We start from the raw sequence: 13,125 nt of genomic DNA on the forward strand, positions 1-13,125 counted from the left end.
GCGAGGAGTACCCGAAGTGACAGCCAAGACCACCAAGGACGAGGCCGTCCAGGACGAGGCGGTCCCGGTCGAGGCGGACGCGGCCGAGGCGGACGCGGTCGAGGCGGACGCGGCGACCGAGGCGGCGGAGGCGTCGGCCGAGGAGGCGGCGGCCGTCGTGCGGAAGGCGCGTCCGGCGGCCAAGCGGAAGCGCCGGGTCCGGGTCATCGAGGTCATCGACGACGAGGACCTGGACGACGTCCTGGAGGCGCTCGACGCCGAGGACGAGGCCGAGGAGGCGGAGGAGGAGGTCGCGCCCCGTCCCGCCAAGCCGAAGCCGAAACCGAAGCCGAAGCCGGTCGCGAAGGCGAAGCCGCCGAAGCCCCGCCCGCCCGTCGAGGCCGTGGAGGCGGAGGACGAGGAGCCACCGGCCGGGCCGCGCGCCGCGGGGCAGACGGTGTTCGGGATGGGCGCGCCCCAGGCGGTCGTGGTGGTCGTCCTGGTCGCGCTGCTGGCGAGCCTCGCGCTCTGGCAGTGGCGCAGCGCGAGTTCCCAGTCGTCCAAGCAGGACGAGCGCGAGGCGGTGAGCAAGGTCGTGTCCGCCTACGGGGACATCGTCTACAACTACAACGCCGGTAACTACCAGGCGCAGTCGGCGAAGGTGCAGAAGTTCCTCGCGGGCGACCTGCTGGAGGAGTACAAGAAGAACGTGGTGCCCTCCGTGGCCAGCGCGTTCCAGGCCAATCCGCAGATGCTCCTCACCACGAAGACCGACCAGGTGTTCGTGGGCGGCGTCGACGGCCGGTTCGCCACGGCGGTGCTCATGCTGGACCTCACGTTGAAGAACAAGAGCAGCACGGTCGACGAGCCCGCGACGCTGCTGCGGCTCTCGCTGGGCAAGATCGACGGCCAGTGGAAGATCACCCAGCAGTACCCGTCCGGCGTCAACGACCAGAACAGGAACCGGCAGCAGGGCGGGCTGCCCTCGGTTCCGGGCGGGGCCGGGACGTCGCCGTCGCCGAAGGCGGAGAAGAGCGGCAAGCCTAAGGACTGACGGCGAACCGGACGCGACCACCCCGGGCGGAAGCCGCACGGGGTGGTCGCGCGTTATGCGGACGACCGGAACGCACGACGAAGGCGGGGCATCATGTCGACCGTGACGGAGCGGCAGGAAGGGCGGGGCGCGGTCGTCCCCGACCCGCTGGTGCACGAGTTCGGCGCGCTGCTCAGCGCGGCGTCGGCGCTGGAGCGGATCGCGGGCCGCGAGCTGGAGCGCCGCTGCGGCATCCGGCACGCCGTGTTCGAGGTGCTGCTGAAGCTGTCCCGGCCGGGGGAGGGGCCGCTGACGATGGGCGACCTCGCCGCCGACCTGATCCTGACCAGCGGCGGCATGACCCGGATCGTCGACCGGATGGAGGACGCCGGGTTCGTCCGCCGGACGCAGGCGGCGGGCGACCGCCGCCGCCAGCTCGTGGAGCTGACCGCCGCCGGGCGCGCGAAGCTGGACGAGGCGCTGCGCGTCCACGCCGAGACGCTGCGGGAGCACTTCGCCGGGCCGCTTCCGGACGAGCAGCGCCGCGTCCTGGTGGACGCCCTGCGCACCCTCCGCGCGACGGCCCGCGCGGAGCTCGGCGCGCTGCACTGACCGCTCCCGCCCCGCCCCGGGGCTTGTTCGACCTGCCTGTTTGATGGTTAGGTATGCCTAAGTTAGGTAACCCTAACTCCATGACCGGAGGAGGCACGGTGGCGGGAGCGGAGACCACGCGGACCGGAGCGGGGACCGGGCGGGCGACCGGGCGGGGGCCGACGGCGGCGGAGCGCGCCCGCACCCTCGCCTACGGGATGGCGGACGGCGCCCTCACCGTGCCCGGCGTCCCCCAGGCGCCCGTCCCCGCGCACACCACCGACCGGGGCGGGCGGCCGCTGCTGCTGTTCCGGTCGGCGTCGCCGGTCCGCGCCGCGCTCGCCGCCGCGCCCGCCGGGACGCCCGGCCCGCCCGCCGTGCTGCGGGTCTGCGACGTCGCGCCGGTCGCGCTCGCCGACCGGATCCGCGGCCGGGCGTGGCTGCGCGGCCGCCTGACCGAGGTCCCGGACGCCGAGCTGCGTCCCGCCGTGCTCCGCCTCGCGCACGCGCACCCGCGTCCCGAACTGCTCGACCTCGCCGCCGTCCGGGACGCCCCGCGCGGGGGCGAGCGGGAGTGGACGATCCTCGCCCTCGACGTCGAGCGGGTCGAGATCGAGGACGCCTGGGGCGCCGCCGCCCTCGGACCGGAGGAGTACGCGGACGCCGCCCCCGACCCGTTCGTCGCCGTCGAAGCCGGCATCCTCACCCATCTCGACAAGTGCCACCGCGACGAGCTGACGCGGCTCCTGCCGGACGCGGCGCCGTCCGGGCCCGTCCGGCCGCTCGGCCTCGACCGGCACGGGCTGTGGCTGCGCCGCTCCGCACCGCCGCCGAGCGGGCCGCCGCCGTTCGACCTCCGGGTGCCGTTCCCCGAGCCGGTCAGTGATCTCCACGGCCTGCGGCGCGTCTACCGACGCCTGTTCGCGCGGGCCACCCCGTAGCGAACCCGTACCACGTACGTACCCGGCCCGCACCGGCGCGCCCGACATGGCGGTGATCTCCCGGATGGTGCGCGGGGGGTCCGGAGCGGGATGCTCTTCTCACCGGCCGAGGGACATCGACCGTCCCCCGACCGGAACGACCCGATCGCCGGCTCGCCCTCGCGGGGTGGGTGAGCCGGCGACGGGAACCGTACCGGGCGGCGGGGGCGCCGGTGCGCCCCCGGCCGGGCCTTCGGCCCCGGTGGGGGCTCCGATGGGGGTCGGGGGACCCCAGCGGGACGAGCGGGTGGTCCGGCGCCGCGAGAACGACGGGGGCGCGGCCCGGGCCACTGCTCGTGATTGGCCGTTTCCGGCGTCGGAGCCGGGACGCAGGCTGGGGACATGACCGGACACCATCCGCAGACCCGAGCCGTCCACCCGCCGGTGCTCCAGCCCGCGGGGAGCCGTCCGCTCGGCGTGCCGATCTACCAGGGCCACCTTTTCGCGTTCGACGCCGCCGACGACCTCGCCGCCGCCTTCCACGGCCCGGACGAGGCGTACATGTACGCGCGGATGAGCAACCCGACCGTCCGCTCCCTCGAACACGCCCTCGCCGAACTGGAGGGCGGGCGGGGCGCGCTCGCCACCGGGTCGGGCATGGGGGCCGTCAACGCCGTCCTGATGGGGCTGCTGCGCGGCGGCGACCACGTCATCGCGCAGACGGCCCTCTACGGAGGGACGTTCGCGCTGCTCCAGGACCTCGCCGAGCGGTGGGGCGTCGATGTCACGTTCGTGCCGGGCGACGACCCGGACGAGGTGCGCGACGCGCTCCGTCCCGAGACCCGCCTCCTCTACCTGGAGACGGTCGCGAACCCCACCACGCACGTGACGGACCTGCCCGCGTTCACCGCCGCCGTCCAGGGGACGGACGTGCTGACCGTCGTCGACAACACCTTCGCCCCCCTCCTGTGCAGGCCGATAGAGCACGGCGTCGACATCGTCATCCACTCAACGACGAAGTACCTGAGCGGGCACGGCGACGTCATCGGCGGCGCCGCCGTTTTCGCCGACTCCGACGTCCACCACCGCGTGTGGCACCACGCCGTCGAACTCGGGTCCGTCGCCGACCCGTTCGCGGCGTGGCTGACCGTCCGGGGGCTCGCGACGCTGCCGCTGCGCGTGGCGAGGCAGAGCGAGTCCGCGCTCGACCTGGCGCGCCGCCTCGCGACGCACCCGGCCGTCGCGCGCGTCCACTACCCGGGGCTCGCCGACCACCCGCAGCACGACGCGGCGCGGCGGCTGCTGCCGGACGGCCGCGGCGGCGTCCTCGCCTTCGAGCTGACCGGCGGGCGGGCGGCCGGACGCGCGTTCTCCGACGCCGTCCGGCTCATCTCGCTCGGCCCGTCGCTCGGCGACGTGGCGTCGCTCGTGATGCACCCGGCGAGCACGTCCCACCGGCAGATGGACGCCGCGTCCCTCGCCGCCGCCGGGATCGGCGAGGGAACCGTGCGGCTGTCGGTCGGCCTCGAGCACCCCGACGACCTCTGGGCCGACGTCGAGCAGGCCCTCGCCAAGGTCGGCCGGGGCGGGACCGGCTAGAGGTAGAAGCCGGTCGCGGTGGCGGGCGCGTCCCGGTTCTCCGGGCGCCGCTCGCCCTTGCGGAGCGCCGCCAGCTCGGCGAGCGTCGCGCCGTCCGCGGACACCTCGGCGGGGTCGGCGTCCGTGCCGTCCAGCCAGGCCACGGACTCGGCCCGGGTGAGCCGTCCCACCTCGATCTGCGCGAGGCAGCGGCCCGGCCGGACGACCGCCGGGTGCAGCATCGCGAGATCCTCGTTGGTGGTGATCGCGACGAGGACGTCCCGGCCCTGCCCGAGCATCCCGTCGGTGAGGTTCAGCAGCCGCGACAGGCCCTGGCCCGTCGACTGCTTCGCCTCGCCGCGGATCAGCTCGTCGCAGTCCTCCAGGACGAGCAGCCGCCAGCGCCGGTTCTCGTCCTCGTCGTCGCCGTCGCCGACCGCGACCTCCATCAGGTAGCTGGGCGTGCCGAACAGCGCCTCCGGGTCGAGGACGCAGTCGGACTGGCACCAGTCCTTCCAGGCGCGGGCGAGGGCGCGCAGCGCCGTCGTCTTGCCGGTGCCGGGCGGGCCGTGCAGGAGCAGCAGCCGTCCGGACACGTCCTCGCGGGTGAGCGCCATGACCTCGTCGAGCGCCTCGGCCACCCGCGCGGTGTAGTTGGGCCGGATGTCCGCCCACGAGTCGGCGGTGATCGCGCGCTCGTTGCGGACGGGCCCGTGCGTCCCCATGTGCCAGAAGCCCATCTCGACGCTGGACTCGTCCACCTTCGGCGGCTCGGTCGCGTCCTTGACGGACGCGTCGAAGACCTCCTGCGCCAGCTCGTCGCTCACCGCGGACACGGCGACGTACGCGACGCCGCTCTTCCACCGGTTCGTCAGCAGCGTCCAGCCGTCGCCCTCGGCGAGCACCGACTCCTTGCCCTTCTCGTGCGCGACCCGCACGAGCCGCGCGTCGCCGGGACGCAGCGGCGCGTCCGCCCGGACGTTCTCCAGCCGCGTCGACCGCGACCACGGCTGCTCCCCGGACGCGAACGGGCGCAGCGACAGGACGTCCATGACGTCGGCGGGCGAGTTGTTGTCGCTCAGGTTGAAGACCACGGGCAGCGTCGACTCGGCACCCGGGTCCGTGACGTTCTCCCTGGGCTCGACGAGATGAAGGACTTCGCGCGACCTCTCCTGCGACGTGGTCATGCCAAGAATGATCGAGGTCGGCGGTGGACAGCGTCCACCGATTTAGCGGCGGTCAGCCCTCGTCGCGGGCGGCGCGGCGGGCCTCGGCCTCCTCCAGGTCGAGCTTCTCCGCCTCCTCCGGCGTCGGGGCCGTGCCGCCGAGGTAGGCGGGCTGCCACCAGGTCTCGCCCGGTTTCGGGACGTCCGGGTACTCCCGCTGCGCCTTCTCCAGCAGCTCCGACATCGCGGCGTGCAGGTCGAGGGTGACCTGGTCGTAGTCGTCGCCGCGCTTCGGGTGCATGGGCTCGCCGACGAGGATCGTCACCGGCACGCCGCGCTGCAGCAGGCGGCGCTTGTGGCCCTTCGTCCAGAGCCGCTGCGGGCCCCAGACCGCGACCGGGATCAGCGGCACCTTGCCCGCCACCGCCATCCGCACCGCGCCGCTCTTGATCTCCTTCACCGTGAACGAGCGGCTGATCGTCGCCTCCGCGAACACCCCGACGATCTCGCCCGACTTCAGCGCCCGCAGCGACGCCGCGTAGGACGAGGCGCCCGCGTCGCGGTCGACGGGGATGTGCTTCATCCCCCGCATCAGCGGCCCGCCGATCCGGTTGTCGAAGATCTCCTTCTTGGCCATGAACCGCACCAGCCGCTTGGCCGGGTGCGCGGTGAGGCCCGCGAAGATGAAGTCGAGATAGCTGACGTGGTTGCTGACGAGCACCGCGCCGCCGGTGCGGGGGATACGGTCGGCCCCCTCCAACCGGATCTTGATGTTCAGGACTTTGAACACGGCCTGAGCGGTCTTGATCACCGGCGGGTACACGATTTCGGGCATGTGAGCACCGTACTTGCTCCGTTCATGATCAGCGAGCGTCGGGCGGGCTTCGCGATGGATCGCACAACGGGCCGGAAACCTGAGAAGGTAAGGGGGTGACGTGATCCGCTGACGGCCGAAAGGGCCCCCGAAGGGTGAAAGGGGATGAGCATGGAACCGTTGGACGCGGCGGCGGACGTGCACGCGCTCATCCGCGACGTGCTTCCCGCCCTGGCGCCCAGCGCCTGGTTCGATTCCGGCACCTCCGAGGTCGTGCTCCCCGTCGGACGCTCGGAGGCCCGCGCCTCCAGCTGGACGGTGCTGGAACGCTGCGCCCGGGCCCCCCGCTCGGCGTGGCCGCGGGTGGTGGACGAGTGGGTCCGCGAGGTCGGCGACCGCGCGTTCCTCGCCGTGGGGGAGATGGAGCTCTTCGGGGACGTCCGGGAGCTGCTGCGGCTGCGCATCGTGCCGAAGCTCGCGCCCCGCGACCGGGAGGGGCTCGTCGTCGTCCCGGCGGGCGACCACTTCGACGCCATGGTCATGATCGAGCACCCGCGCTACGGCGGCCCCCTCACCAAGGCCCGCGCCGGGCTGCTCGGCCTGCACAAGCTCGGCTATGTGATGACGAACACGCACGACCGGGAGCTGGCCGACGTCGCCGTCCGCGACCAGCCGCTGCTGCCGGGACGCAACGTCCGCGTCGTCTCGAAGCCGGGCAGCCGCTACGTCTCGGCGCTGCTCAGCGAGGTCGACCAGTTCCTCCCGTGGCCGAACGAGCACGGCGCGCTGGTCGGCGTCCCCTGCCACAGCACGTTGCTCCTGTACCCCATCACCTCGACGGCCGTCCGCGAGGTGCTCCCCGTGTTCGCCGACGTCGTCCGCGAGATGCACGCCGACGCCGACGACCCCTGCGCCCCCGGCGTCTACTGGAGCCACGGCGAACGCCGCCTGACCCCCCTCTCCGCGACCCCGGAGGCGTCCGGCGAGTTCGCCACCCTCCTCCACCGCCTCCCCGAAGAGCTCTAGGGGAGTTTCCAGTCGACGGGCTGGGCGCCCTGTTGTTCCAGGAGTTGGTTGGCTCGGGAGAAGGGGCGGGAGCCGAAGAAGCCGCGGTCGGCCGAGTAGGGGCTCGGGTGCGGCGACTCGATGCAGGGGACGCCGCCGAGCAGCGGCTTGAGGTTGCGGGCGTCGCGGCCCCACAGGATCGCGACGAGCGGGCGGCCGCGGGCGGCGAGGGCGCGGATGGCCTGTTCGGTGACCTGCTCCCAGCCCTTGTCGCGGTGCGAGCCGGGCTTGCCCGGCATGACGGTCAGCGCGCGGTTGAGCAGGCAGACGCCCTGCTCAGTCCAGGGGGTGAGGTCGCCGGTCGACGGCTCCGGGTGCCCGAGGTCGCTGCAGTACTCGCGGAAGATGTTGATCAGGCTCGCGGGCAGCGGGCGGACGTCCGGCGCGACCGAGAAGCTCAGCCCGACGGGGTGGCCCGGCGTCGGGTACGGGTCCTGCCCCATGATGAGGACGCGGACGTCGTCGAACGGCTGGGTGAAGGCCCGCAGGACGTGGTTCCCGGCGGGGAGGTAGCGGCGCCCGGCGGCGATCTCGGCGCGCAGCCAGTCGCCCGCCGCGGCGATCGTCCCGGCGACCGGCTCCAGCGCGGTCGCCCACCCCGCTTCGACGATCTCCGAGAGTGGTCGTGCCGTCATGGGGCACAACCCTAGTGTGGTGATCACGTGGCCGTCCGGGGAACGGATCCGCCGGTCGGACATGTGAAGTTTTCTGACAGCATCAGGATTGATGGAGGCAAAATCTTGCCCTGGTGCTGAGAAACGGTCAGATGAAGTGCGTGAAACGCCCTGTTAAGTCCTAGTTACTTCCATGCGGGCAGCGTTGACCTGCCGTCCCCCGAGCGCATAACTCCTAGAAGAACAGGTATGGCGCACGACGAGCGGACGAGCGGACGGACGAGAGAGCCCATGAGCCAGTTGACCACCGTGGACGCCACCTTCCTCAACGCCGAGACCGGCACCACCCACGCCCACATCGCGGGGCTGGGCATCGTCGACGCGGCCTCGTGCCCCGACGGCCGGCTCACGGTCGGGCGGGTGGCCGAACTCGTGCGGAACCGGGCGCACCTCGCGGCCCGCCCGCTGCGGCAGCGGCTCGTCCAGGTGCCGTTCGGGCTGGACCGCCCCTACTGGGAGGACGACCCCGACTTCGACCCCGAGCGGCACATCTTCGAGATCGGGCTCCCGGCGCCCGGCGACGACCGGCAGCTCGCCGACGTCGTCGCGATGCTGCACGAGCAGCCGCTCGACCGGTCGCGCCCGCTGTGGGAGATGTTCCTGATCCAGGGCCTGCTCGGCGGCCGGACCGCCGTCTACGTGAAGGTGCACCACGCCGCGATCGACGGCGTGACGGCCGCCGAGACGCTCGCCGCGCTGCTGGACCTGTCGCCCGAGCCGCGCGACGTCCCCGCCGACGAGACCGAGCCCGCCCGCGCCCCTCGGCCCGCCGAGATGGTCCGCGCGGGGCTGCTGAACACGGCGATGCACCCGGTCCGGTCGGTGCTGTCGGTCGCGCGCGCCGCCCCCTACCTGGACGAGATCCCGGGCCTGTCGGCCATCCCGGGCGTCGGGCTGGTGTCGTCGGTCGTACAGGGCGCGCTGCGCCGCCGGGAGGTGCCGCGCGCGCCGCGGATGAGCGCGCCGCCGACGCCGTTCAACCAGCCGATCGGACGCCGCCGCTCCGTCGCCTGCGGGGAGCTCCCGCTCGACGACATCAAGCAGATCCGGCGCGGGCTCGGCGGCAGCGTCAACGACGTGGTGATGGCGCTGTGCGCGACGGCGCTGCGGCAGTGGCTGGACAAGCGCGGCGAGCTGCCGGAGCGTCCGCTGGTCGCGGCCGTGCCGGTGTCGCTGCGGCGGCGCGGCAACCGGGGCGACGGGGGGAACCAGGTGTCGGTGATGGCGACGCGGCTCGCCACCGACGTCCCCGACCCGGCCGACCGGTACGTCGCCGTCCGCCGTGACATGGATCGTGCCAAGCGGCGGTTCACCGGGTCGTCCGGGAGCTGGGTGCAGGACATGAGCGGGCTGCTGCCCGCCCCGGTCGCGGGCGCGCTGACCCGGCTCGCGCTGCAGGCCGCGCCCGCGATGTCGCTGCGTCCGATCAACCTGATCGTGTCGAACGTGCCGGGCCCGCAGTTCCCGCTGTACCTGTGCGGGGCGCGGGTGCTCGGCTACTACCCGATCTCCGTCATCACCGACGTCACCGGCGGGCTGAACATCACCGTGTTCTCCTACGACGGCAAGGTGGACGTCGGGATCGTCGCCTGCCGGGAGCTGATCCCCGACCCGTCCGAGATCGTCGACCACCTGGTGGACGCGCTGGACGAGCTGCGCGAGCTCGCCCGCGAAGCCCTGGAGGAGCGGGCTCTCAAGGAGCGGGCCGTCAGCGGGGAGTGATGCCGAGCGCCGCGCGGTGCCGCCGGGCGAGTGCCAAGGCGGCGGCGCCCGCGGGCTGCATCGGCGCCGGGACGGGCCCGCCGAACGGCGCCGTCGACACCTCGCCCTCGTCGTTGACCGCGACGAGCCCGCCGAAGAACTCGGCGAACGCGTCGTCGTCCACCACGACCACCGTGAGCAGGTCGAGCGCGAACGTCAGCGGATCGACGCCGAGGCCGAGGAAGTGGGCGCGCAGCCGCCCTCGCGCGCGGGCCGACGTCAGCGCGCGGTGGAACGGCCATTCCTCCTGGACGAACCCGTCGCCGTAGTCCTCGTCCCCGCCGAGCAGTTCCTCGGCGTACTCGCGGACCATGCAGGACCACATGTCCGGCGGCTCGTCCCCGAGCGGCTGGAACAGCCCGACCGGCATCACCTGGTAGAGCCCCCCGGCGTGCGCGACCTTCGCCGGGTCGCGCCGGTGCAGCACGTACGATCCGGACGCGGTGACGGTCAGCGTCGTGATCGCGGTCAGCGCGGGACGGCGGGCCAGGTCGCACGGGTCCCCGATCCGGCGGCGCAGCGGGAGGCCGGCCACCCCGGCGGACAGTTCGTGCGCCACCGCCTCGGCGACGTTCACGCCGTCGAAGTAGCGGGCCGGGCCGAGGCGGAGCACCGGCGGACGCGCGGCGAGGAGGCGGTAGCTCGGCCGGTCCTCGAACACCTTCGGCGGGGCGAGCGCGGCCATGGCCTCGGCGTAGGTGCGGTGGCCGGGCGGGAGGCCGTCGGACGGGTCGGCGACGGCCGGGGGCGCGGGGCGGGCGTCCCATTCCAGGCGGATGGCGTCCAGCGGGACCGGGGCGTCGGGGATCCATTCCGGACGGCACAGCAGCGGCGTGCCCGCGACGCGCGGGACGTCCGGGTAGAGGGCTCCCGCCACCTCGCCGAGCCGTCCGCGGGAGGAGTTCAGCGCCGCCCGCTCGTCCCGCCACCGCCGCTCGCCCGGTTCCATGGCCGACCAGCCTAGCCCGTGCTCGTTTGACAAAACGGGTTGCCGTTCCTGCAATGAAGGGATGGAGACGACCGAAGAGGTTCTGGCCGGGGTCGGGCCGAGGCTCAGGCGGCTGCGGCAGGAGCGGGGCATCACGCTCACCGCGCTGTCGGAGACGACCGGGATCTCGGTGAGCACGCTGTCGCGGCTGGAGTCGGGCAAGCGACGGCCGAGCCTCGAACTGCTGCTTCCGCTGGCGCGGGCCCACCACGTCCCGCTGGACGAGCTGGTCGGTGCCCCCGAGACCGGCGACCCGCGGATCAGGCCGCGGCCGCGCCGGATGAACGACATGATCGTGCTGCCGCTGACCCGGCGCGCGGGCGGCCTCCAGGCGTTCAAGATGATCGTCCCGGAGCGGATCCCGGAGCCGGAGCCGCGGGTCCACGAGGGCTACGACTGGCTGTACGTCCTGAACGGCCGGCTGCGGCTGCACCTCGCGGGCCGCGACCTCATCCTGGAGCCGGGCGAGGCCGCCGAGTTCGACACCCGGCTGCCGCACCGGTTCGGCGGCCACGGCGGGCCGGTCGAGGTGCTCAGCCTGTTCGGCCCGCAGGGCGAGCGGCTGCACCTGCGCGCCCGCCCGCGCAAGGAGTGACGCGCCGGGAGCGGGCTAGCGGCGGTCGCAGAAGGCGGCGAAGTCGTCGATGACGTCCCGCGCCGGGCCGTCCGCGCCGCGCAGCGCGAGGATCGGCTCCGCCAGCCCGGGGCGGACGGTCATCAGGTCGCCGACCGCGAACACCAGCGCCCGCACCACCTGCCGCTCCGGGTGCAGGACGGCGCGCTCGACGGCCGTCCGGTAGCGGGGGTCGGCGGGCGGCTCCGTCCCGTCCGCGCAGTTCCACATGTCGGCGGCGCGCAGGCCGTTCAGCGCGCGGATGCTCTCCCGCGCGTCCGCGTGCGGGACGGCCAGCAGGACGTCGAGCAGCGCGTCCGGCGCGACGGTCGGCAGCGTCGCGCGGACGACGCCGAGCGTCTCCTCCACCACGGCCGCGTCGTCGCCGGACACCCGCACCACCCGGTGGCCCAGCACGTGCACCTCGCTGTACAGGACGAACGCCACGCCCGCCTGCCAGGCGACCTGCTCCATCTCGCCGAACCCGGCGGTGCTGATCGCCGCCCGCCGCCAGCCGCGGCCCGCCGCGAGGGATTCGAGGACGCTCCGCTCCGCCTGCTCGGCCAGCAGCACCGTGCCGTCGTGGAGCACCGCCTCGGCGGCGGCCGTGCCGGTCACGCGTCCACCTCGTCCACTTCCACGTCTACGTCTTCTTCCGCGTCCACGTCCCAGGTGTCGACGGGGACGCCGGACTCGTCCACCATCACGGGCGCGCCGCCGAAGTCGTCGCCGAACGCGTTGAAGGCGTCCGGGCCGGGCGCGCGGTCGAGGAGGTCCTCCAGCCGCGCCAGCTCGCCCGGGTCGGTCTCGGCGAGCGCCAGCTCCTGGAGGAGGAACCGGTGGTCGTAGGAGTGCGCGACGAGGACGAGGTCGGCGCGCACCGCCGGGTCGGGATGGGCCGCCCACTCCCGCAGCTCCAGCGTCCGGCGCAGGTCGCCGTGCCGGAGCGCGGCGAGGCAGCGCAGCGCGAACCCGGCGGTGTCGGCGTCCGGGTCGTCGAGGTGGTGGTAGAGGTCGTCCTCCACGTCGAACTCCCAGCCCGCGAGGACGCCGACCGCGTCGAGCGGCAGGTCCTCGGGGAAGCGGTCGCCGTGCACCTCGTTGACCCGCCGCACCACGGCCCGGTGGCTCTCCGGCGACGGCCGGTACCGCACCGCCGCGCAGACGACCTCCCGCGTGTGGATCTCGACCGAGAGGTGCGACCTGGAGTGCAGCGTCCGCCACGTCATGGACGGGACGCGCCCGAGCCGCTGCATCCGGTGCCCGTCCCTGATGGGCAGGAAGTCCGTCAGGTGGCCCGCGTCCCATGGCAGTTCCTCGGGGTAGGGGTCCTCCTCGCGGGCGCCGCCCCACGGCTGCGGGTCGGCGAACTTCACGGTCTTCATGTAGCGGTCCAGGGCCGCGCCGTCCAGCGGGACGCGCTCATCGGTCGCGGCGGCCGCCCACGGCGGGTCCTCGACGGGCACGTGCGGCACCGTGACCTGGTGCGCCGCGCCGAGGAACCCGCGCACGAACCCGGTCAGCTCCGCGCGCGGCGCGGGCCGCCGCGGGAACGGCGCGCCGAGCGCCTCCCGGACGCCCGCCGCCGTCGGCCGCAGCGGGATCCACAGCCAGGCGGGGTAGAAGCCGCCGAGCGCGCACCACAGCAGGCCGGGCTCGCTCGGGTCGACGTACCAGGCGGCGGCGAGCCGCTGCCCCGTCCACCGCCGGACGGCGTCCGGGCCGGTGCCGACGAGCAGCTTGCCCTTGCGCAGCAGCTCGTCGTCCACGTCGCGGTGCTCGCGGGACATCGCCCCGGACTCCTCGACGTGCTGCCAGGCCGGCTCCCAGTCGGCCGGGTCGAGCCAGTCGACGCCGAGCCGTTCGGCGGTCAGCCCGGCCCACCAGTCCGGAACGGTGCAATCGCTCACCCGGCAAACCTAGTGGGCGTCCGTGCGGCGGCG

At 73.9% G+C, this 13,125-nt stretch carries 13 protein-coding genes; 7 read left to right on the forward strand and 6 right to left on the reverse strand.

What is annotated here, in order from left to right:
• The first annotated feature begins 16 nt into the window (after positions 1-16).
• The 4 genes from ACH01S_RS36690 to ACH01S_RS36705 all read left to right on the forward strand — a co-directional run bounded on the left by ACH01S_RS36690 (position 17) and on the right by ACH01S_RS36705 (position 4,122).
• Positions 17-1,033, forward strand: a complete 1,017-nt coding sequence (locus ACH01S_RS36690; RefSeq protein ID WP_067903307.1) for a hypothetical protein — start codon at positions 17-19, stop codon at positions 1,031-1,033.
• Positions 1,034-1,126: 93 nt separating this feature from the next.
• Positions 1,127-1,624: a MarR family winged helix-turn-helix transcriptional regulator gene (locus tag ACH01S_RS36695; RefSeq protein WP_067903310.1), complete on the forward strand. Its 498-nt coding sequence runs from the start codon at positions 1,127-1,129 to the stop codon at positions 1,622-1,624.
• A gap of 98 nt (positions 1,625-1,722) precedes the next feature.
• On the forward strand, positions 1,723-2,544 hold the full coding sequence (locus ACH01S_RS36700) for a DUF2470 domain-containing protein (protein ID WP_222869208.1): 822 nt from the start codon (positions 1,723-1,725) through the stop codon (positions 2,542-2,544).
• A 381-nt stretch (positions 2,545-2,925) separates the two neighbouring features.
• On the forward strand, positions 2,926-4,122 hold the full coding sequence (locus ACH01S_RS36705; protein WP_067903316.1) for a trans-sulfuration enzyme family protein: 1,197 nt from the start codon (positions 2,926-2,928) through the stop codon (positions 4,120-4,122).
• Here ACH01S_RS36705 and ACH01S_RS36710 read toward each other — a convergent pair.
• Together ACH01S_RS36710 and ACH01S_RS36715 are read right to left on the reverse strand one after the other, a co-directional pair.
• On the reverse strand, positions 4,119-5,288 hold the full coding sequence (locus ACH01S_RS36710) for a DUF5925 domain-containing protein (protein ID WP_083981557.1): 1,170 nt from the start codon (positions 5,286-5,288) through the stop codon (positions 4,119-4,121). The two genes, ACH01S_RS36705 and ACH01S_RS36710, sit on opposite strands and share 4 nt — an antisense overlap.
• A 52-nt stretch (positions 5,289-5,340) precedes the next feature.
• On the reverse strand, positions 5,341-6,102 hold the full coding sequence (locus ACH01S_RS36715; protein ID WP_067903319.1) for a lysophospholipid acyltransferase family protein: 762 nt from the start codon (positions 6,100-6,102) through the stop codon (positions 5,341-5,343).
• Between the two features lie 144 nt (positions 6,103-6,246).
• On the opposite strand from ACH01S_RS36715, the gene ACH01S_RS36720 reads away from it, so the two are divergent.
• Positions 6,247-7,107 (forward strand): hypothetical protein, encoded by an 861-nt coding sequence (locus ACH01S_RS36720; protein ID WP_067903322.1) that lies wholly within the window; start codon positions 6,247-6,249, stop codon positions 7,105-7,107.
• Here ACH01S_RS36720 and ACH01S_RS36725 read toward each other — a convergent pair.
• Positions 7,104-7,781: a uracil-DNA glycosylase gene (locus tag ACH01S_RS36725; RefSeq protein ID WP_067903325.1), complete on the reverse strand. Its 678-nt coding sequence runs from the start codon at positions 7,779-7,781 to the stop codon at positions 7,104-7,106. The two genes, ACH01S_RS36720 and ACH01S_RS36725, sit on opposite strands and share 4 nt — an antisense overlap.
• Positions 7,782-8,051: 270 nt before the next feature.
• Between ACH01S_RS36725 and ACH01S_RS36730 the strand changes: the two genes are divergently transcribed.
• Positions 8,052-9,542, forward strand: coding sequence for a WS/DGAT/MGAT family O-acyltransferase (locus tag ACH01S_RS36730; RefSeq protein ID WP_067903328.1), 1,491 nt, complete (start codon positions 8,052-8,054; stop codon positions 9,540-9,542).
• Here the strand turns inward: ACH01S_RS36730 and ACH01S_RS36735 are convergent.
• Positions 9,529-10,530, reverse strand: a complete 1,002-nt coding sequence (locus ACH01S_RS36735) for a hypothetical protein (protein ID WP_067903331.1) — start codon at positions 10,528-10,530, stop codon at positions 9,529-9,531. The genes ACH01S_RS36730 and ACH01S_RS36735 overlap by 14 nt on opposite strands.
• Positions 10,531-10,591: 61 nt before the next feature.
• On the opposite strand from ACH01S_RS36735, the gene ACH01S_RS36740 reads away from it, so the two are divergent.
• The gene (locus ACH01S_RS36740; RefSeq protein ID WP_067903334.1) at positions 10,592-11,164 is read left to right on the forward strand and encodes a helix-turn-helix domain-containing protein; all 573 of its coding nucleotides are present in this window, start codon (positions 10,592-10,594) and stop codon (positions 11,162-11,164) included.
• A 15-nt stretch (positions 11,165-11,179) separates the two neighbouring features.
• On the opposite strand, the gene ACH01S_RS36745 is transcribed toward ACH01S_RS36740, so the two are convergent.
• Both ACH01S_RS36745 and ACH01S_RS36750 read right to left on the reverse strand, forming a co-directional pair.
• Positions 11,180-11,800, reverse strand: coding sequence for a hypothetical protein (locus tag ACH01S_RS36745; protein ID WP_067903337.1), 621 nt, complete (start codon positions 11,798-11,800; stop codon positions 11,180-11,182).
• Positions 11,797-13,092 (reverse strand): hypothetical protein, encoded by a 1,296-nt coding sequence (locus ACH01S_RS36750; protein WP_067903340.1) that lies wholly within the window; start codon positions 13,090-13,092, stop codon positions 11,797-11,799. The genes ACH01S_RS36745 and ACH01S_RS36750 overlap by 4 nt, the downstream gene beginning before the upstream one ends.
• Positions 13,093-13,125: the final 33 nt, after the last annotated feature.

The organism is Actinomadura chibensis NBRC 106107 (genome assembly GCF_001552135.1).
GTDB classification, from domain to species: domain Bacteria; phylum Actinomycetota; class Actinomycetes; order Streptosporangiales; family Streptosporangiaceae; genus Spirillospora; species Spirillospora chibensis.

Excerpts from the sequence above, each read along its gene's own strand:
- ACH01S_RS36710 (WP_083981557.1), bottom strand. The coding sequence starts at position 5,288 with ATGACCACGTCGCAGGAGAGGTCGCGCGAAGTCCTTCATCTCGTCGAG.
- ACH01S_RS36740 (WP_067903334.1), top strand. The coding sequence starts at position 10,592 with ATGGAGACGACCGAAGAGGTTCTGGCCGGGGTCGGGCCGAGGCTCAGG.
- ACH01S_RS36735 (WP_067903331.1), bottom strand. The coding sequence starts at position 10,530 with ATGGAACCGGGCGAGCGGCGGTGGCGGGACGAGCGGGCGGCGCTGAAC.
- ACH01S_RS36730 (WP_067903328.1), top strand. The coding sequence starts at position 8,052 with ATGAGCCAGTTGACCACCGTGGACGCCACCTTCCTCAACGCCGAGACC.
- ACH01S_RS36705 (WP_067903316.1), top strand. The coding sequence starts at position 2,926 with ATGACCGGACACCATCCGCAGACCCGAGCCGTCCACCCGCCGGTGCTC.
- ACH01S_RS36715 (WP_067903319.1), bottom strand. The coding sequence starts at position 6,102 with ATGCCCGAAATCGTGTACCCGCCGGTGATCAAGACCGCTCAGGCCGTG.
- ACH01S_RS36720 (WP_067903322.1), top strand. The coding sequence starts at position 6,247 with ATGAGCATGGAACCGTTGGACGCGGCGGCGGACGTGCACGCGCTCATC.
- ACH01S_RS36695 (WP_067903310.1), top strand. The coding sequence starts at position 1,127 with ATGTCGACCGTGACGGAGCGGCAGGAAGGGCGGGGCGCGGTCGTCCCC.
- ACH01S_RS36725 (WP_067903325.1), bottom strand. The coding sequence starts at position 7,781 with ATGACGGCACGACCACTCTCGGAGATCGTCGAAGCGGGGTGGGCGACC.